This is a genomic window from Collinsella sp. HCP3S3_D1 (assembly GCF_052064015.1).
Classification (GTDB): domain Bacteria; phylum Actinomycetota; class Coriobacteriia; order Coriobacteriales; family Coriobacteriaceae; genus Collinsella.
In genome coordinates this window covers 1-18,276 of sequence record NZ_JBQHWK010000006.1, presented here as the reverse complement: position 1 = coordinate 18,276, position 18,276 = coordinate 1, and the positions used below count along the sequence as shown (strand labels likewise).

The 18,276-nt window shown below is 58.5% G+C and carries 14 protein-coding genes and 1 tRNA gene; 9 read left to right on the top strand and 6 right to left on the bottom strand.

Annotation, left to right across the window (positions count from 1 at the left end):
- Positions 1-32: 32 nt before the first annotated feature.
- Together ACTNDJ_RS02880 and ACTNDJ_RS02875 are read right to left on the bottom strand one after the other, a co-directional pair.
- A tRNA-Thr gene (locus tag ACTNDJ_RS02880) sits at positions 33-108 on the bottom strand.
- Between the two features lie 206 nt (positions 109-314).
- Positions 315-1,367: an aldose epimerase family protein gene (locus ACTNDJ_RS02875; RefSeq protein WP_441083277.1), complete on the bottom strand. Its 1,053-nt coding sequence runs from the start codon at positions 1,365-1,367 to the stop codon at positions 315-317.
- A gap of 206 nt (positions 1,368-1,573) precedes the next feature.
- On the opposite strand from ACTNDJ_RS02875, the gene ACTNDJ_RS02870 reads away from it, so the two are divergent.
- A complete protein-coding gene (locus ACTNDJ_RS02870; protein WP_441083276.1) occupies positions 1,574-2,338 on the top strand; it encodes a DeoR/GlpR family DNA-binding transcription regulator in 765 nt (254 codons plus the stop codon).
- A 512-nt stretch (positions 2,339-2,850) separates the two neighbouring features.
- Here ACTNDJ_RS02870 and lacG (ACTNDJ_RS02865) read toward each other — a convergent pair.
- Positions 2,851-4,272, bottom strand: coding sequence for a 6-phospho-beta-galactosidase (gene lacG, locus ACTNDJ_RS02865; protein ID WP_349115184.1), 1,422 nt, complete (start codon positions 4,270-4,272; stop codon positions 2,851-2,853).
- 75 nt (positions 4,273-4,347) lie between these two features.
- The gene (locus tag ACTNDJ_RS02860) at positions 4,348-6,126 is read right to left on the bottom strand and encodes a PTS lactose transporter subunit IIBC (RefSeq protein ID WP_441083275.1); all 1,779 of its coding nucleotides are present in this window, start codon (positions 6,124-6,126) and stop codon (positions 4,348-4,350) included.
- Between the two features lie 285 nt (positions 6,127-6,411).
- Between ACTNDJ_RS02860 and ACTNDJ_RS02855 the strand changes: the two genes are divergently transcribed.
- Positions 6,412-7,413, top strand: coding sequence for a LacI family DNA-binding transcriptional regulator (locus tag ACTNDJ_RS02855; protein ID WP_441083274.1), 1,002 nt, complete (start codon positions 6,412-6,414; stop codon positions 7,411-7,413).
- Between the two features lie 359 nt (positions 7,414-7,772).
- Here ACTNDJ_RS02855 and lacG (ACTNDJ_RS02850) read toward each other — a convergent pair whose 3' ends face one another.
- Positions 7,773-9,212 carry a 6-phospho-beta-galactosidase gene (gene lacG / locus ACTNDJ_RS02850; protein ID WP_154514977.1) on the bottom strand — a complete coding sequence of 480 codons (1,440 nt, stop codon included), beginning with the start codon at positions 9,210-9,212 and terminating at the stop codon, positions 7,773-7,775.
- 66 nt (positions 9,213-9,278) lie between these two features.
- Positions 9,279-11,054 (bottom strand): PTS lactose transporter subunit IIBC, encoded by a 1,776-nt coding sequence (locus ACTNDJ_RS02845; RefSeq protein WP_427718986.1) that lies wholly within the window; start codon positions 11,052-11,054, stop codon positions 9,279-9,281.
- Positions 11,055-11,411: 357 nt separating this feature from the next.
- Here ACTNDJ_RS02845 and ACTNDJ_RS02840 point away from each other — a divergent pair, with 357 nt between their 5' ends.
- The 7 genes from ACTNDJ_RS02840 to ACTNDJ_RS02810 all read left to right on the top strand — a co-directional run bounded on the left by ACTNDJ_RS02840 (position 11,412) and on the right by ACTNDJ_RS02810 (position 17,975).
- Complete coding sequence (locus ACTNDJ_RS02840; RefSeq protein ID WP_427718989.1) at positions 11,412-12,416, top strand: LacI family DNA-binding transcriptional regulator; 1,005 nt, start codon at positions 11,412-11,414, stop codon at positions 12,414-12,416.
- Positions 12,417-12,630: 214 nt separating this feature from the next.
- Positions 12,631-12,969 carry a PTS lactose/cellobiose transporter subunit IIA gene (locus tag ACTNDJ_RS02835; protein ID WP_055252615.1) on the top strand — a complete coding sequence of 113 codons (339 nt, stop codon included), beginning with the start codon at positions 12,631-12,633 and terminating at the stop codon, positions 12,967-12,969.
- Positions 12,970-13,385: 416 nt separating this feature from the next.
- Complete coding sequence (locus tag ACTNDJ_RS02830) at positions 13,386-14,396, top strand: hypothetical protein (RefSeq protein ID WP_427728581.1); 1,011 nt, start codon at positions 13,386-13,388, stop codon at positions 14,394-14,396.
- Between the two features lie 310 nt (positions 14,397-14,706).
- Positions 14,707-15,135, top strand: coding sequence for a galactose-6-phosphate isomerase subunit LacA (gene lacA / locus ACTNDJ_RS02825; protein ID WP_006234830.1), 429 nt, complete (start codon positions 14,707-14,709; stop codon positions 15,133-15,135).
- 63 nt (positions 15,136-15,198) lie between these two features.
- Positions 15,199-15,723 (top strand): galactose-6-phosphate isomerase subunit LacB, encoded by a 525-nt coding sequence (gene lacB / locus ACTNDJ_RS02820; protein WP_441083273.1) that lies wholly within the window; start codon positions 15,199-15,201, stop codon positions 15,721-15,723.
- Between the two features lie 378 nt (positions 15,724-16,101).
- Positions 16,102-16,983: an aldose 1-epimerase family protein gene (locus tag ACTNDJ_RS02815; protein ID WP_441083272.1), complete on the top strand. Its 882-nt coding sequence runs from the start codon at positions 16,102-16,104 to the stop codon at positions 16,981-16,983.
- Positions 16,984-17,039: 56 nt separating this feature from the next.
- On the top strand, positions 17,040-17,975 hold the full coding sequence (locus tag ACTNDJ_RS02810; RefSeq protein WP_441083271.1) for a hexose kinase: 936 nt from the start codon (positions 17,040-17,042) through the stop codon (positions 17,973-17,975).
- Positions 17,976-18,276: the final 301 nt, after the last annotated feature.

The window sequence follows — 18,276 nt, the reverse complement described above, 5'->3', positions numbered from 1 at the left end:
AGCAACTATGCTTCTGAGCTGCACTAATGCAATGGAGCCAGCGACCGGGCTCGAACCGGTGACCCCCGCTTTACGAGAGCGGTGCTCTACCAACTGAGCTACGCTGGCGACCATGTGATGACGCAGCTGAGGCGTCAACGGCTGTCTATGATACGGGACATCGCAAATCCGCGCAAGTGCTCTGACAGCTTTTCTCACGTTAAATGCACTAATCATTCAAGCCGGGATGTGCCTGGTTGCCTACAACTAGGTAGAAAAACGCCCGTCGGCGGTGTGCCGGCGGGCGCTGCTGTGCGATATGTTGCGTTATGAGCTTAGTGCCTCATAAAGTGGTATTCGATCACATTGCTGTAGGGGTGACCCGGGCCCACAATGCCCTGGGGGAACAGCGGGCGGTGCGGCGTGTCGGGGTACATCTCGGCCTCGAGGGCAAAGCCGGCGCCCCAGCCGTAGTTGGCGTCGTCCTTGGCGTGCTCGTCGCCTAGCCAGTTGCCGGTGTAGAGCTGCACGCCCGGGGCGGTGGTGTAGTAGTCCAGCTCACGGCCGGTCCACATCTCCTCGACGTGCAGGGCGCGGCGCAGATTACGGCCGTACTGATAGCCGCCAATGCACAGGCAGTGATCGTAGCCGCGTGCCTGCTTAATCTGCGGATGGTCGGCCTCCATGCCAGGCGCGACGGGGCGTAACTCGCGAAAATCAAACGGTGTTCCCTCGACCGGAGCAATCTCGCCAGTAGGAATGTTCTGGTCGTCGATGGGCAGGTAGTGGGCAGCGTTAGCAACAAAGAAGTGCTCGCAGTCCATGCCGGCGTTATGGCCGGCAAGGTTAAAGTACGTGTGGTTGGTCATGGACACGTACGTGGCGCGGTCGCTCTCGCAGCCATATTCGATACGGAAGCGGCCGGTGTGCGTCACGGTAAACACGGCCGTAAAGGTGCGGTTGCCGGGCAGGCCCAACTCGCCATCCTCAAGTGAGGTGGTCATGCGCACGGCGTTGTGGGCCTCGTCGAGCTCAACATCCCACACGCGCTTGTGCAGGCCGTGCTCAAGATCGCTGTGCAGGTTGTTGGCGCCCTCGTTGGCGGGCATATGCCAGTCCGTACCGTCGATGGTGATCGTTGCACCCGCAGTGCGGTTTGCCACGGGGCCAATGGTCGCGCCAAAGCAGGCGGGGTTGTCAAAGTAACCCTCGAGCTTATCGAAGCCCAGCACCACATCGTGCACGTTGCCGGGAATGTCGGGCACATCGATACCCAGCACGGTGGCGCCATAGTCCATAATGCGAACGCAGATCTCGGGCCCGTTGAGGGTGTAACGATGAACGGGGGTACCGCACGGCGCGGTGCCGAAAAGCTCAGAAGTGATCATTTGGTTCCTAACATCGAGATATTTCCGACAAACTGTAGCGCGAACAGGTGAGATTATCACTACATCCCACTAAAGCAGGGGGTATTTTTCTCAAAAAAGTGATGATTGGAGCTGTGCGGGCGTTCATTTTTGACGCGCACGAGTCTGATACAATTTGTTCGTTACTGTTTGAATGATATGCGCGCAAAGAACGGCGAGGATTCATCGTGATTAAAGCGGAGCGACAGGATAAGGTTCGTCAGCTGCTCGAGGAGCAGGGCACGGTCTCGGTCAAGGAGATCTCGGACGTGCTGGGCGTCTCGGATATGACGATCCGCCGTGATCTTGAGGAGCTTGCGAGCCTGGGCGAGATCGAGCGCGTGCACGGCGGCGCCCGCAGTGCGCAGGGTCGTCCCCACGCTATGTTGCGCCACGAGTACTCGCACAGCGAAAAGCGCACCAAGCATGCCGAGGAAAAGCTGCAGATTGCGCGCCGCGCCGTGGAGCTTATCGAGGAAGGTTCGACCATCTTTTTGGGTACGGGCACCACGGTTGAGCAGATGGCCTCGATGCTGCCGGCGTTTCGCCTGCGCATTGTGACCAATTCGCTTTCGGTGTTTAACCTGCTCGAGGCGCGCGAGGACTGCGACCTGTGCCTCGTGGGCGGCATGTATCGCCGTCGCACCGCCGCTTTTGTGGGACCGACGGCCGAGGATACCCTGCGTGCGCTGGGTATCGACGCGGCGTTTATCGGCGCCAACGGCATCTTGGACGGTGACGTATCTACGTCCAACATGGACGAGGGCCGTATCCAGCAGCTCGCCTTTAGCAAGGCAGACTCGCGCTATCTGATCGCCGATTCCAGCAAGATCGGCAAGCGCGACTTCTACACCTTCTGCCGCCTGGACAAATTGGACGCCGTGGTGTGCGAGCCGAGTATCGCCGCCGAGGATCGCGCCGCCATCGAGGAGCATACGCAGATCATCTGCTAGCTAGCGCTGCAGGATTGCCAACAGGCGATGCGGGAGGACTTTTACCTCCTGTCATTGTGGGGAATCGGCGCGTCAGCGCTATGCGATATGACGCGCAAATGAGGACTTCGCTATCAAATTGTTTCAACCTGTAACAGGTAGGGGTGAAGGCACCAACCAGATGTTACAGATTGAGATTTTTGGCCCGGCCTATTCCGTTTGTCTCAATCTGTAACAGCTAGGACCTAAAAACTCGACTAGGTGTTACAGATCGAGATTTTGTCTATCCAGCCATCACCTTTGTCTTAATCTGTAACAGTTAGACGGTTAAAAGCGAGTTAGATGTTACAGATTGAGATATTTCTGCTCGGGCGTTCTGTTTGTCTCGATTTGTAACAGCTAGGGCCGAAATATTCGGCTAGATGTTACAAATCGAGACAAACGACCTGCTCGGGCCGCGCCAAAACAAAAGAGGCCGCATACGAACCCGTGGAGGGATTCGTATGCGGCCGACAGGGGGTATGCGGCAAAAGTTAGGCCATGAGCAGGCCGGTCTCCGCGACGTTCTTGTACCAGTACGCGCTCGCCTTGGGATAGCGCTTCTGGGTCTCAAAGTCGATGTAGAACAGGCCGTAGCGCTTGTTGTAGCCGTTGGTCCAGGAGAACTGGTCCTGCAGCGACCACACAAAGTAGCCGTCGACGTTCACGCCGCCGTCGATCGCCTTGAGGATCCACGCGAGATGCTGGCGCATGTAGTCGATACGAGGGGCGTCGTCGATAAAGCCATCCTCGAAGTCGTCCTTATAGCCCATGCCGTTCTCGGTGATGTAGATCTTCTTGTAGTTGGGGTAATCGTTCTTAATGCGGAGCAGCAGGTCGTACAGGCCCTCGGGATAGATGATCCAGTCCCAATCGGTGGTGGGTACGCCTTCGCGCACGCATGCCTCGCCCACGCCCTTGAGGAACCAGCGCGAGGAGCCCTTGTCGCCGGTGCCATTGTGGTTGATGTCGTTTTCGCCCTCGGCGGCACGCAGGAACTGGCACTTGTAGGTATTGACGCCCAGGCAATCGTTGTAGGGGAGCGCGGCGGTCAGCGCGGCGATGTCCTCGTCGCGAACGTCGAGCTCGCCGCCGGCGATATGGGCCAGCTTGGTCGCGGCTTCCATGGTGTCGGCTGCATAGTGGCCGCGGAAGGTGGCATCGAGTACCCAGCGGTTGTTGATGACGTCGGCCATGCGAGCTGCCTCGCAGTCGGCGGCGTTGTTGGGGTCGAGGGGATACTTGGGCTCTAGGTTCTGGACAATGCCGATCTCGCCCTCAAAGCCACCCTCATGGAAGGCGACGACGGCCTTGGCGTGGGCCACCATCATGTTGTGCATAAGCTGGAAGGCCTTGTCCAGGCGATACTTCTCGCCGTGCGGCCAGTTGCCGACGATAAAGCTGCCCTCGGCGGTCGCGGGAATCTCGTTAAAGGTAAACCAGTGCTTGACCTCGGTGAACTCGGCAAAGCAGAACTTGGCGTACTCGACAAAGGCGTCGATCGTCGTGCGCGTCAGGAAGCCTTCGCCGCCGTTCTGGTAAAAGGCCTCGGGCGTATCGAAGTGATCGAGCGTGACATAGGGGATAACGCCGGCTTTATTGCAGGTGGCGAAAAGCTCGTGATAGAAAGCGACGCCCTCGGGGTTGATCTCGCCAGTGCCGTTGGGGAAGATACGGCTCCAAGCGATGGAGACGCGGATACCGTTGATGCCGAAGCGCTGGCACAGGTCGATATCGACCGGGTACTTGTTGTAGAAATCGCTTGCGGGGTCGGGGGAGAAGCGACCCTGAGCGGCCAGGAAATCGTCCCAGGGCACTTTGCCCTTGCCGTGCGTGCGGGTCTCGCCCTCAACCTGGTAAGCAGCGGTGGCGCCGCCAAACACAAAGCCGTCGGGGAACTGCATGGGGTTGGTCATGAGGCATCCTTTCTGTGGGATACGAATAGGGAGAGGTGCCCGAACAGGGGATCCGGGCACCAACAGAGGGAGGAGCTAGTCGAGGTTCTCGCGGAGCCACTTGATGGCGCCAGCGGGGTCGCGGGTAAGGTCGATATATTCCTTACCGCGCGGGGCGAGCAGCTTAATGCCCAGACGATCGGTGTCGGCCTTCATGTCGTTGTAGTAGCTACGAACCTGCGGGGCAAGCACGATAACGTCGTACTGATCCATGATGGCAGTGTGCTGACCATAGGCGCCCGCGGAGGAAGCGATGTTCTCTCCGGTCTGCGCGGCACCTTCCTTGATGGCGTTGGCAAGCATGGCAGAGGTGCCGGCGCCGGCGCACAGGACGAGGACCTTCAGGCCATCGACATCCTTCTTGGCGGATGCATCGGCGGCGGGCTCGGGCTGATCGGCGACAGGCTTGCTGTCGGCGGCGGCAACGGTCGTCTCGACGGAAGCGGTGGCCTGCTCGACAGCGGGCGCAGGGTTGCTGGCGGCGATGGTGGCAGCACCGTCGGACTCAAGACCCAGCTCGGCGGCGCGCTCGGCCTCCTGGTCGCAGAGCAGCTTGTCGTATGCCTTCAAGAACGGCAGGTAGATGATGGCGTCCAGCAAGATGATGATCGCGACAAATACCAGGGCGATAAGCTGGAAGTTCGTGGTGATGAAAATGCCGATGGGGGCAGGGGTAGCCCAAGGCACCACGAAGGAGAAGCCGTTCATGCCCACGTTATCGATAAAGAACTTGGCAACACTCACGTTGACGCAGCCGGCGGCAACAAAGGGGATGAGCATGTAGGGGTTAAGGATCATCGGCGCGCCAAAGAGCAGCGGTTCGTTGACGGCGAAGGCAACAGGAACAATCGAAGCCTTACCGACGGCTTTGAGCTGCTTGGACTTCATGAAGAGAATCAGCAGAAGCGGCACGATGAACGTGGCGCCGGTGCCGCCGAACTCACCCACGAGCGACATGTTGAAGGTGAGGGAATGGGCGGGGTGACCACCGGCCAGCAGAACCTGCAGGTTCTCGGCCTGGTTGGCAAGACGGATGGGGTCGATGCCCGGCTGGACAATCGAAGGACCATGGACACCGATGAACCAGAAGAACGCGGTGGCTGCCTGGATAAGGATAAGGCCAGGATAGGTTTCTGCAGCGGTAAAGAGCGGGGAGAGCAGTTTGATGAGCAGCTCGGAGAACGGAACGCCCATGAGGTTGCGCACGACGACATCGATGATGCCGCAGATGATGACGGCGCCGCCAAAGGGGATGATGTCGCGGAAGTTCTGAGCGATGGCGCCCGGAACCTCCTTGGGCAGCTTAATGGTCAGATCGCGCGAGACGCAGAACTTATAGACCCACACGGTAATGAACGCGGCGATATAGGCCGAGAACAGACCGCGCGTACCCATGCTGGTGCAATCGAAGACCGAAAGCTCGGAGCCGTCGAACTTGGTGGTGAACTGCGTAACAGCGAGCAGCAGCATGCTGCACTGGGCGGCTACCATGGTGGAGCCGTCGTTGAGCACCTTGCCGGCGGGCATGCGACGGTTCATGGAAGCCGTGAAGTTCTTGGCGGTGGTGCCGGCAACCATGATGCCCATAACGCCCATGGTGAAGTTGTACAGCTTGTTGCACCAGTCGATGAGCGGCTGGGGCAGCGTGATGCCAACTACGCCAGGAAGGGTGGCGATCAACAGGAAGATCGAAGAGGTGAGGACAATGGGCATGCACCCAAGGAATCCGTCCTTGATGGCCTGGAGGTAGATGTTCCTCGAGATCTTCTCAAAGAATGGTTGATGCTTTTCGAGCATCTTTACGATGGCGTCCATAAAGCTCCTTTGTTACTTGATGCGCGATGCATGTGGATGGAACTGGTCGTCGATGGATGGTCAGGACTGCCCGGAAACCTTCCCTCTTAAGGAAGGCATTGCGAAATGACAACGTTGTCATTTCGTTAATGACAACGTAAGACATTTTTGGAAGAGCAACAAGGATTTACAGGTGAACGGTCGATATCGTCCGATAAACGGCTGATTTGTCAGTCGGGCAGGTAGTGTATGCTAGAACGCAAAAAAACAAGCGATATAGAACCGAGTGGAGAAGAAGTGGCAACGATGGACAAGAAGAATGTCTCGATGAACGATGTGGCGATTGCCGCGGGCGTTTCTCTCAAGACGGTTTCGCGCGTGATCAACGAGCCCGATAGCGTACGAGAGTCGACACGCGATAAGGTCCATTCCGCAATGGAGGCGCTCGGGTTTCGAACCAACTTCGCCGCGCGTTCGCTCAAGCTGGGCCGTTACGGGTGCATCGGCGTGGTGCTGTTCCACTTGTCGGGCGGCGCCGTGGACATGATTGACGGTATCGCAGATGCCGCCGAAGAACGCGGCTTTGCTCTCACGATGATCAAAAAGCGGGCGGGGGAGAAGATGACCCTTGCCGAAGCGGCGCGCAGGATGTCGCAGCTTCCCGTCGACGGCATGATCTTCAATCTGCGCCAGATGGTCGATGACTTTGATACCTTTGAGGCGCCGAAGGACCTCAAGACGGTGATTATCACGCCGATGGAGCATCCTGCCTGCTCTACCGTCAGTGACGATCAAGAGGGTAGTGCGCGCATGGCGTGCGAGTACTTCTTAAATCGCGGGCACAAGAACGTGTATTTCGTTTCTGGTAAAAAAGAGTCGCTGTCGAGCCAGTGCCGTATGAAAGGTTGGCGTGCAGCACTCGAGACGCGTGGCATTGAGCCGCCCGAGCCTCTGCAAGGTGATTGGAATGCGGATAGTGGCTATGCCGCGGGCCTTGTGCTTGCCGATAAACCCGATTGCACGGCGGTCCTCGCTGCTAACGACTGCATGGCAAACGGCGTGATGATGGCTCTACGTGACAAAGGGCTCAGTGTGCCCGACGACGTGTCCGTGATCGGCTTCGACGATGAGCTCTACAAGACGATTCCCAACTCGATTCTGACGTCGGTGAAGTTTCGCCACCGCGAGCTGGGCATCCGTGCACTTAACGAGGTCGTCGCAGGTCTTGAGGCTCCGAGCTCCAGAAGCCGTACGCTCGTCTCGGGCGTGCTGATCGAGCGTTCCAGCGTGAAAGACCTGCGGGCGTAGACGTGCTCGGCTCGTTCATCTCAATCTGTAACAGGTAGAGCCGAAAATCTCAGCTAGTTGTTACAGATCGAGATTGAGAGGATTGTCCTGTGCGTTTATCTCAATCTGTAACAACCAGACGTCCAAAACCGGTTTTAGTGTTACAGATTTAGACAATTCGGCCCCGTCTTCCCGGTTTGTCTTGATTTGTAACAGCTAGGGACCAAAAACTCGGCTAGATGTTACAGATCGAGACAAACGGCCCCCCCCAGCCGAACAAAAACAAAAGGCCGGGGGCGGCGCGCCGTGTGACGTGCCACCCCCGGCTGAGAAATGGGGACAGGTTATGTGAGCGGGGCAATTCCGCTGGTCGCCAGCCGCTAGTCCAGACGACGGGTCTGCGCCACGTGCTTGTACCAGTAGGCGCTTGCCTTGGGCGTGCGCTTCTGGGTTTCAAAGTCAACGTAGAAGAAGCCATAGCGCTTGTTGTAACCATTGGTCCAGGAGAACTGATCCTGCAGACTCCACAGGAAGTAGCCGCCCACGTTGACGCCCACCTCCATGGCCTTGAGCAGCCAGCGCAAGTGCTGCTCGATGTAGTCGATGCGCGGCTGATCGTCCACAAAACCGTCCTTGTAGGGGTCCTTGTAGCCCATGCCGTTTTCTGTAATGAAGATCTGCTTGTAGTTGGGGTAGCGCTGCTTAATGTAGACGAGTAGATCGAACAGGCCCTCGGGATAGATGATCCAGTCCCAGTCGGTGGTGGGGATGCCAGGCTTGTTCACGTGCTCGCCAATACCCTTAACGCGCCAGCGGCCGGTGCCCTTCTCGCCCGTACCGTTGTGGTGCAGGTCGTTCTCGCCGTCGTAAGCCTTCAAGAAGCGGCACTGGTAGTTGTTGACGCCCAGATAGTCGTTGTAGAGCGCGGCCTCGCGCATAATCTCGAGGTCCTCATCCAGAATCTCGATGGTGCCGCCCGAGACGGCAGCCAGACGGTTGGCGCACTCGAGGGTGTCGGGCGCGTAGTCGCCTCGGAAGGTGGCGTCGAGCAAGAACTGGTTCTGCAACACGTGCTCGTTGTTGGCGGCTTTGATGTCGGCGGGGTCGTTCTCGTTGAGCGGATACTTAAACTCCAACGACTGAATGACGCCGATCTTGCCCTTAAAACCGCCGTTGTGGAAGGCCAGTACGGCCTTGGCGTGGGCGAGCATCATGTTGTGCTCGCACTGGAAAGCCTCGGCCAGATGCGCCTTGACGCCGCCGGGGAAGGTGCCCTCGATGTAGGTGTTGGAGGCATCGGCCCAAATCTCGTTAAAGGTGAACCAGTAGGTCACCTGGTCGGCGTACTCCTTAAAGCAGAAGGTGGCAAAGTCCACAAAGGCATCGATGGTCTCGCGGTTGAGGAAGTCGCCCTTCTCAAAGAGGGCAAGCGGCGTGTCGAAGTGATGCAGCGTGACAAACGGCTCAACGTGGTGCTTGTGGCACTCGGCGAAGAGATCGTGGTAGAACTGCACGCCCTCGGGGTTGATCTCGCCGGTGCCGTTGGGGAAGATGCGGCTCCAGGCAATGGAGAGGCGAATGCCGTTGATGCCGAACTCCTCGCACAGCTCCAGATCGACGGGGTACTGGTTGTAGAAGTCCGAAGCGGGATCGGGGGAAAAGCGCCCCTGGGCCTCCAGGAAGTCGTCCCAGGCAACCTTGCCTTTACCGTGGGTGCGGGTCTCGCCCTCTACCTGGTAGGCAGCAGTGGCGCCGCCAAAGACAAAGTCCTCGGGAAACTGCGCAGGCGGGTTGGTGACGCTAGCTGGGTTAACGGACATGATGATCCAATCGTCTAAATCGAAGGGCCAGCCGGTCTTGGATGGTCGGCTGGCCCTGTGCGTTACTTACTTCGAGAGTTGCTCGCTTACGAAGGCGAGAGACTTATCGCCGTTCTGGGAAAGCTCAATGTACTGCTTACCGCGGCAGGCGACGCACTTGTTGCCCACGCGCTCGCAGTCCTTCTGCAGGTCGGCCAGGTAGCTTGCGGCTTGCGGGGCCAGGACGACCAGATCGAAGTCGGGGAGCATGTCCACGTGGTTGCCATAGGCCTCGGCAGCGGTTTCAAGATTGATGCCGCGCTCCTTGGCGGCCTTGGCCAGCGCGTTGGCGAGCAGGCCCGAGGTACCGCCACCCTGGCAGAGCACGAGCACGCGTTTGCCGTTGAGGTCGCTGGTGGCCGTTGCCTCGGCAGCGGGTGCTGCGGAAGCGGCGGGAGCGCCGGCTTCCACGGCCTCGGCAGCAGCGCCGGCGGCAACGCTCTTGGCGTCGGCCTTGCCCTGGAAGGCATCGTTGAGCTTGGCGGCCTTCTCGGCGTTCTTGGCGGCGAGCTCCTCCTGGGAAATCTCGGCCTCCTCGGCGCACTTCTGGGCGTCATAGGCACGGAAGAACGGATAGTACAGAACGAAGTCGACGACCAGGATAAGGGCGAGCATCACAAAGGCGAGCGGCTGGAAGCCCAGGCCCATGATGGTGCCGATGGGGCCGGGGACGGTCCAAGGCAGGGTGTACATAAAGCCGTTCATGCCCAAGAAGTCGATAAAGATCTTGAGGATCCAGATGTTGGCGATCGGGGCAAAGACAAACGGGACAAAGAAGACGGGGTTGAGCACGATAGGCGCGGCGAACAGCAGCGGCTCGTTGACGGCAAAGCACACGGGGACGATGGCGGCCTTACCGACAGCGCGCATCTCCTGGGACTTGGCCAGGAAGCAGAACATAAAGACCAGGACGAGCGTGGCGCCGGTGCCGCCCATGCAGACGACGAAGTACTGGGCACCCTGGGTCAGGACAGCGGAAGCGTGCTGGCCGGCCTGGAACGCAGCCAGGTTGTCGGTCATGTTGGAAACGAGGGCGGCGGCGATGGCGGGCTCGACGATCGAGGGGCCGTGGACGCCCACGAACCAGAACAGGCTCATGGCGCCGTAAATCACAGCAAGGCCGATGTAGCCGTCGGCAGCGGTGAACAGGGGCTGGAACACCTGGATGACGCCCTGGGCAAAGCAGAAGCCAAAGGCAGCGCGGAAGACGATGTCAAAGACCCAAAAGACGGTGATGCAGACGGAGAAGGGGATGATGTCCTTAAAGGTCTGCGAGATGTTGGGCGGAACCTGCTCGGGCATCTTGACGGTGATGTTGCGCTTGATAAAGAACTTGTAGATGATGCCGGTCACAAACGCAGCGATGAAGGCGGTCAGTAGGCCCTTGGAACCAAGGTAGGTGGTGTTGAAGCCACTGGCGGCATCCGTGGCGATGGTGTCGCTCGAAAGGAGCAAGAAGCCGATGATGGCCGCGCACATGCACGAGATAAAGTTGATCTGGTTATTCTTGGGCAGATCGCGGTTCTGGGCGTCGGCGAAATGCTTGGCCGTGGTAGCGGCGCAGGCGATGGCCAGGATGCCCATGGAGTAGTTGTAGCACTTCCACAGGGCGTTGTTGATGTCATCGGGCCAGTAGAAACCCCAGATGTTGGGGACCGAGGCTACCAGGCAGAAGATGGACGAGAAGATGATGATGGGGATGACGGAGATAAAACCGTCGCGGATCGCCTTGAGGTACTTGTTGCGGGCGATCGCGTTGAAAAAGGGCTGGCCCTTTTCGATGGTGGCGATGAGTTGCTCCATGCAAAGCTCCTAAGAGTCGGTGGGTTAGCAACGATGGTAGCTTTTGACGTTTGGTTGCCAAAATGCTGACGTTGCCATTTTGTGACACAAAATAAGATGCGAACCGATGGCCCCTGTGCCTGCGGACCGTCGATTTCTTGCGCGTAAACGTTTGAGCCGCCCGGTGGCTCTGTGTTTGCACAATGGCAACGTTAACATTTGGGCGATAAAAGCCGTTCGGGGAAGCAAAAATGTCGGTGAACGGTAGGTTTTGGGTGGTGAGCGTATGGTGGGGGAGGCGTTAGATATACTTGAAGATGTTTCATTTGACTGCGTAGGGTGCCACCAATGGCATCGTTGACATAGAAAGATCGACCTATGGCCGCTGTTAAAAAATCGGTTTCCGTTAAGGATGTGGCGCTCCTCGCGGGCGTCTCAGAACAGACGGTCTCGCGCACCGTCCACGATTCACCCAGCGTGCGCCCCGAGACCAAGGAGCGCGTGCGTGCCGCCATGCGCGAGCTGGGGTATCGCCCCAATTTTGCCGGTCGATCGCTGCGCCGCGGCAAGTTTAAGACCGTCGGCGTCGCCATGTTCAACATTACCGGTACCGGCAACCTCGACCGTATGGAGGGCTTTGCCGCCGCCGCCGATAAGCACGGCTACGCCATTACCCTCACTAAAGTAGATGGACATCCCTATACTCTCGAGAGCGCATCGTCGCGCATGAGCGCACTGCCGGTGGATGGCATGGTTGTGATCATGAATCGCATGCCGGCGGACTTTGGCACCTTTGAGCCGCTGCCTGGTATGCAGACGGTGCTCGTTACCATGCTGGAGCACCCGCTGTGCTCGACGGTCGATAACGATCAGTTCGATTGTTCGCGCCAGGTTGTCGAGTACTTGCTGGGGCAGGGGCACAAGACCGTGCACTTTATCTCGTGTCCCGAACGCTCGCTTTCGGGCATGCAGCGCGAGGAGGGCTGGCGCGAGACATTGCGTGCGCATGGTATTGAGCTGCCGCGACTCATCCGTGGCGACTGGACGGCGCGGAGTGGATATGCCGCAGGCCAGGCTCTGGCGGACGATCCGACCTGTACTGCCATCTATGCCTCCAATGACGCCATGGCCTACGGCTGCATTCGCGGACTCGAGTCGCGCGGAAGGCGTGTGCCCGAGGACGTGAGCGTGGTGGGGGTTGATGATAGTCTGGGCGACATCGTGCCCGATCGTCGCCTGACCACCGTGCGCTTTGACAACAAGCGTGTCGGCATGTGGGCAGTCGACAAGATCGCCGGCGCCGAGGGAGTTGCGTCTGGCGTGGAGCACATGCTGATCCCCGGCGTGCTCGTAGAGGGCGATACGGTGCACGATTTGCGTTAGGGCGCGGTCCTGTTTGGGTTTCCGTTAATCATGTTTGATATTGTTCGAAATGGTTTGGAAACCGTTCACGGGCAAAAATTGACCGTTCATAGCTTGAAATTACGTTTTGCGCTGTTCTTTTTTGTTTGAATGTTATTGTTTCTGTCATACACAACGCAGCGCGTATGCCCGGACGCGGTGCTCTCCGTTGGTTCATATGTGAAAGGAACGCAATATGGCAACCAAAGAAGAAATCTCGATGGTTGGATTCGAGATTGTCGCATACGCGGGTGACGCCCAGACTGATCTGCTTGCAGCGCTCGATGCTGCTCGCGAGGGTGATTTTGAGAAGGCCGAACAGCTGCACAAGGATGCCAGCGATGCGCTTATCGGCGCCCACGACACGCAGACCAAGCTGCTTTCGCAGGAGGCCGGCGGCGGCGAGATGGAGATGACCTTCATCATGGCTCACGCTCAGGACACTCTCATGACCACTATGATCCTGGAGAAGCAGGCCCGCTTTACCATCGATGCCTACAAGCGCATTGCCGAGCTCGAGGCCAAGCTCGCCTAACGAGCCCGCACAACCAAGTCCCCTTCCAAAAGCCCTGCCGCTATCCGCGGCAGGGCTTTTCTGTATCCCATCTATCTCGGTTGCGGCGAAAAAGGGGTCGATAGACCAAAATGACCCGCTTTTCCCGTCCCCGGAGGATCAGTTAGCAGTACTCGCCACGAAACTGGACCATCTACTACGTTTAACCCGATACCCCCGAACACACCTGCGTTTCATGAAAAACTGCAGGCGTTCTACCTGTGGTTTTGTTTTTACGCCACGGGGCATGGTCGGGGATGGGCAGTTAAACGTAGTAGATGGGCCCATTTCATGGCGGGCAGGTCATGCAGCAGTCTGTTGCGCCTCTTGCCGTTCGGTTTTTCGCTGGGTGGGTATACTTCCATCCGCAATACAGGCCGGAATGAGGAGGTATCCAAATGCCGGACAACGGATCGATTCAAAAGAGAGACGCGAGCGAGATGGCTCATGGGCGTCCTGTCCAGATAACCGAGCAAACAACGGTGACCGAGCTGCAGCCCAGCCTATCCGATGTCGTGTGCGCAAACAAAAAACTGCAGATTGGCCTCATCGTTGCGCTCGTGGTACTGGCGCTGCTGTCGGGGTTTGTGGCTCGTCCGCATTTTGCCGATACCAAGACTTGGGACTCTACCATCGAGGTCATCGATCAAAAGAAGGGCAATGTATTGGCGCTCACGACCTCGTGCGTCGCCCTATCTGCGGGTATCACTGCGCTGCCGGGCGATACGGGAACGCCGGTTGCCGAGCAGCTCGCACAGCTTTCGGGTAATCTTGGTATCGTGCTTGCCGTGCTATACCTAGAGAAATATTTACTCACGATTTTGTGGTCGGTTGGCCTGGGCATCCTGATCCCGTTTGCGCTGGTGCTCTTTGCAGCGTCGCTTGGCATTCACGGACGCTGGAGCACGAGCACGGTCATTCGTCGCGTGGCAACGCGTGTGCTGGTGGTCGCCATCATTAGCATGGTGTTGGTGCCCGCGAGCGTATGGGTGTCGCAGAAGGTCGATGAAACGTATCGAGTGAGCATCGAGGCGGCCGAGCAAAAGGCGACTGACGCTGCGAGTGCGGCAGATAGCGATAGCTCCAAAGCAAACAAGAAAAAGACTGAGTCCGCAGAGTCCAAGAACGTGCTTGAACAGCTTGCCGACGGTGCCTCGGGTCTCGTCACGACGGTGACCAGCGGCGCCAAGCAGATGACCGATGAGATTGTGCAGCAGGTGACCGATCTGATCGAAGGCGTCATTGTGATGATAGTGACCTCGTGCGTTATCCCATTGCTGGTGCTCGCGGCGTTTTTGTGGCTGGGGCACACACTGCTGGGGATTGATATTTCCGGGCCGACGAATTATTTGACGGGCCGCTTTCTGGGCACTCCGTCCAAGCATGCCAAGAAGGGCGGGCAGTCCTAGTAGCTAAAACAGCTGTATATACCGGGGAATACCGCCGAAGGGCGGCCGAGACACGTTCTCGGCCGCCCTTTTGTTTGTTGAACACATGGTCGCTACGCCCGCGCCCGGTCCAAACGGTCAGCAATCATCCGTGAACGGTATTTGTTCAAAAAAGAACAAAGATAAACAAATAGTTGTTGCAGTTACTGTTCGAATGTGTTCAAATAAACATGAACAGTGAAGAATCGCACATTCAGATGCCCGGACCTGAACGAGATTCAACACTTCCAAACAGAAACAACGCACCTGCGTATCTCTCAAGGAGGATGTCATGAGGGTTGTAATCGCTTCCGATGCCGACGGCATGTCGATGAAGGAGTCCATCAAGGAGATGCTCATCGCCGATGGTCACGAGGTCGTCGACTATTCCGAGACCCCTGCCGCGGACTTTGTCGATTCCGCTACCGCCGTTGCCAAGGACCTGCTGGAGCACAAGGATTCCCAGGGCTTCGCATTCGATAAGTACGGTGTCGGCTCCTATATGGCCGCCGTCAAGATCAAGGGCATGGTCGTCGCTAACATTTCCGACGAGCGTTCCGCCTACATGACCCGCGAGCACAACGGCTCGCGCATGGTCACCATGGGCCCGGGCGTTGTGGGCACCGAGGTCGCCAAGAAGATCGCCCGCGAGTTCCTGCGTGCACAGTACGCCGGCGGCCGTCACCAGATCCGTGTCGACATGCTCAACAAGATGGCCTAACGAGAGCCACCGAGAACTCGAACTTCTACCTCAACTTGTGAATTCAGACGAAAGGACGTTCTGATGAAGAAGACCATCGCAATCGGTTGCGACCATATCGTTACGGACGAGAAGATCTATCTGGCCGACCGCCTGGAGCAGGCTGGCTACAAGGTGCTCGACTGCGGCACCTACAGCCACACCCGTACGCACTATCCCATCTACGGCAAGGCCGTGGGCGAGGCTGTTGCCAGCGGCAAGGCCGACTTTGGCGTGGCCCTGTGCGGCACCGGCATCGGCATCACCAACGCCGTCAACAAGGTTCCCGGCGCCCGCTGCGCCCTGGTTCGCGACATGACCTCTGCCCTGTATGCCCGTCGCGAGCTCAACGCCAACATCGTGGGCTTTGGTGGCAAGATCACCGGTGAGTTCCTGATGGCCGATATCATGCTTGCCTTCCTGGAGGAGCCCTACGAGAAGACCCCCGAGCACGATGCCCTGATCGCCAAGATCGATGCTTGCAATAAGGCCGACGCCGAGGCTCAGACTAACCCGCACTTCTTTGATGAGTTCCTTGAGAAGTGGGACCGCGGCGAATACCACGACTAGTGGGGTTACGCGGTTTTGCCAAACCGCGTAACGGGTCGACGCTGCGCGACGCCCAGGCACCCCATCTCGCCACTCAAACCGTCGCTCGCGTACATGAAGTACGCGTCGCTCCTCTTTCGCGGCGACCTGGGGCACCTGATCGCCGCTCGCTGACGTTGGGGGCACCTGTGGGGTTACCGCTGTTGTTGCGAAGCTTTCTGGTTCAGTAAGCTGCTCCGATAACACGTTTGCTTGCTTGGCTTGAGTGCTTCGCTCTTGGCGGTACCCGGCATTCTGCAGCTTTTCAATTGACGGCTCGCGTTTCTGTGAGGGGGCGCGGGCCGGTTTTCTATCAGTCCTATTGACTTGGTGGGCTGTCGTAAGAAAGGGAAGGCTCCTATGGAGTTTGTTCTTGATAACGGTTCTATCCGCGTGGCACTGAGCACGGCGGGCGGGTCGTTCACTTCTATTGCGGCCAACGGCCGTGAGTACCTGTGGCAGGGTGATCCGGCAGTCTGGTCGGGCCAGGCCCCCATTTGCTTCCCGATCTGCGGTGGCCTTCGTGACGGTCGCGCAATGACCATGGGCGGCCGCGAGGTCAAGCTTGCCCGTCACGGCTTTGCTCGCAAACAGGAGTGGAAGCTCGAGGAGCAGGGCGACAACATGGTCGCGCTGAGCCTAAGCTCTGCCGACCATGCCGAGTTGCTCGAGCAGTACCCGTATCCGTTTAAGATTGTTGCTCGTTACACGATCGATGCGGAGAAGGTGGCCGTGTCGTACGAGGTGACCAATGAGGGCACCGAGGACATGCCGTTCTTTGTGGGCGGTCACCCTGGCTTTAAGTGCCCGCTTGACGAGGGCGAGTCCTATGACGACTACGAGCTCCGTTTTGAGCAGCGCGAGGCCACCGAGCTCTGTACTGCCGTTCCCTCGACGGGCCTGATTGATGTTGAGCATCGCAGCAAGAACCCGATGGTTGGCCATGACCTGCCGCTGACCCACGAACTCTTTGACTTCGCAGAGACCATCTTTGACGTGCTCGAGAGCCGCGTGGTTACGCTGACCAAGAAGACCGAGGACAAGGGCGTGCGCCTGACGTTCCCCGATATGCCGTACCTGATTGTGTGGAGCAAGCCCGAGGGTGACTTTGTGGCCGTGGAACCGTGGGGCGGCCTGTCCACCTGCTCCGACGAGGACGATATTCTGGAGCACAAGCGCGGCTGCCTGGTGGCCAAGCCGGGGGAGACCGTCACCCGCGGCTTTGAGATCGAGATCCTTTAACGAGCTATCGTATGTTTGGGGTCGCGCGTGTCGTGCCCCGGAAACAGGAGTTCAATATGATTCTGACTGTTACCATGAACCCGTCGATTGATACGCGCTATCAGCTCGATAAGCTGGTCATCGACGATGTTAACCGCGTGACGCCCGAAAAGACCGCTGGCGGCAAGGGACTCAACGTGAGCCGCGTGCTGCTGCAGCTGGGCGACGACGTGCTCGCGACTGGCCTGCTTGGCGGTCACATGGGTGCCTATATGGCCGAGCTTATGGATGCCGACGGTGTCAAGAACGACTTTGTACCCATTGCCGGCGAGACGCGCATTTGCCTGAATATTCTGCACGAGGGTAATCAGACCGAGCTTTTGGAGAGCGGCCCGCAGATCGCCCCGGCCGAGCTCGAGGCCTTTACGGCCAAGTTCGCCGAGCTTGCAGCGAAGGCGGACGTTGTGACGCTTTCGGGCTCGCTGCCGCGCGGCATCGATGCCGGCTACTATGCCGAGCTCGTCAAGATCGCCGAAGAGGCGGGCGCCAAGGTGCTACTCGACACCTCGGGTGCATCGCTGGAGGCCGCGCTGGAGTCCGACGCTAAGCCCGAGCTCGTAAAGCCCAACCTGACCGAGATTAACGGCCTGCTGGGTACGTCCTTTACGACCGATGATGTCGATGCCCTGCGCGAGGCGCTTGCCGCCGATGACCGTTTTGCCGGTATCCCCTGGGTCGTCGTTTCGATGGGCGCTGCCGGTTCGGTGGGCTTCCATGAGGGCCGCGCGTTCCGCGCCAAGACGCCCGCGATTGCGGCTGTAAACGCGACGGGTTCCGGTGACTCGACCATCGCCGGTTTTGCGCATGCCATTGCTGCTGGTGCCGACGACGTCACGGTGCTCAAGACCGCCAATACCTGCGGCAAGCTCAACGCCATGGATCCCAAGACCGGCCACCTGGTCATGGACCGCTGGGACGAGGTCTACAACAGCGTAGAGGTAACCGAACTTTAGAGTTACGGCGTACCGAACAAAACGAGAGTGGATAATCTCCCATTTTGGGCTCGCAAGCGGGCTTAGAGTGGGAGATTTTCCACTCTCATGAGAGGCAGCTAATTTGGGACGGGGCTATTTTGACTACTTCTAGATGCAAAGTAGTCAAAATAGCCCCGTCCCAAATTAGCTGCCCTTGCACCAAAAACGGCGCCCCCCCGCGCTGGTTGCCGCGGGGGGCCGTTGGTTGTAAACCAAAATATACGGTTTACGACCGACCCCACCGCTGAATAAAACCACTCAATTAAAACCGGCTGGGGGG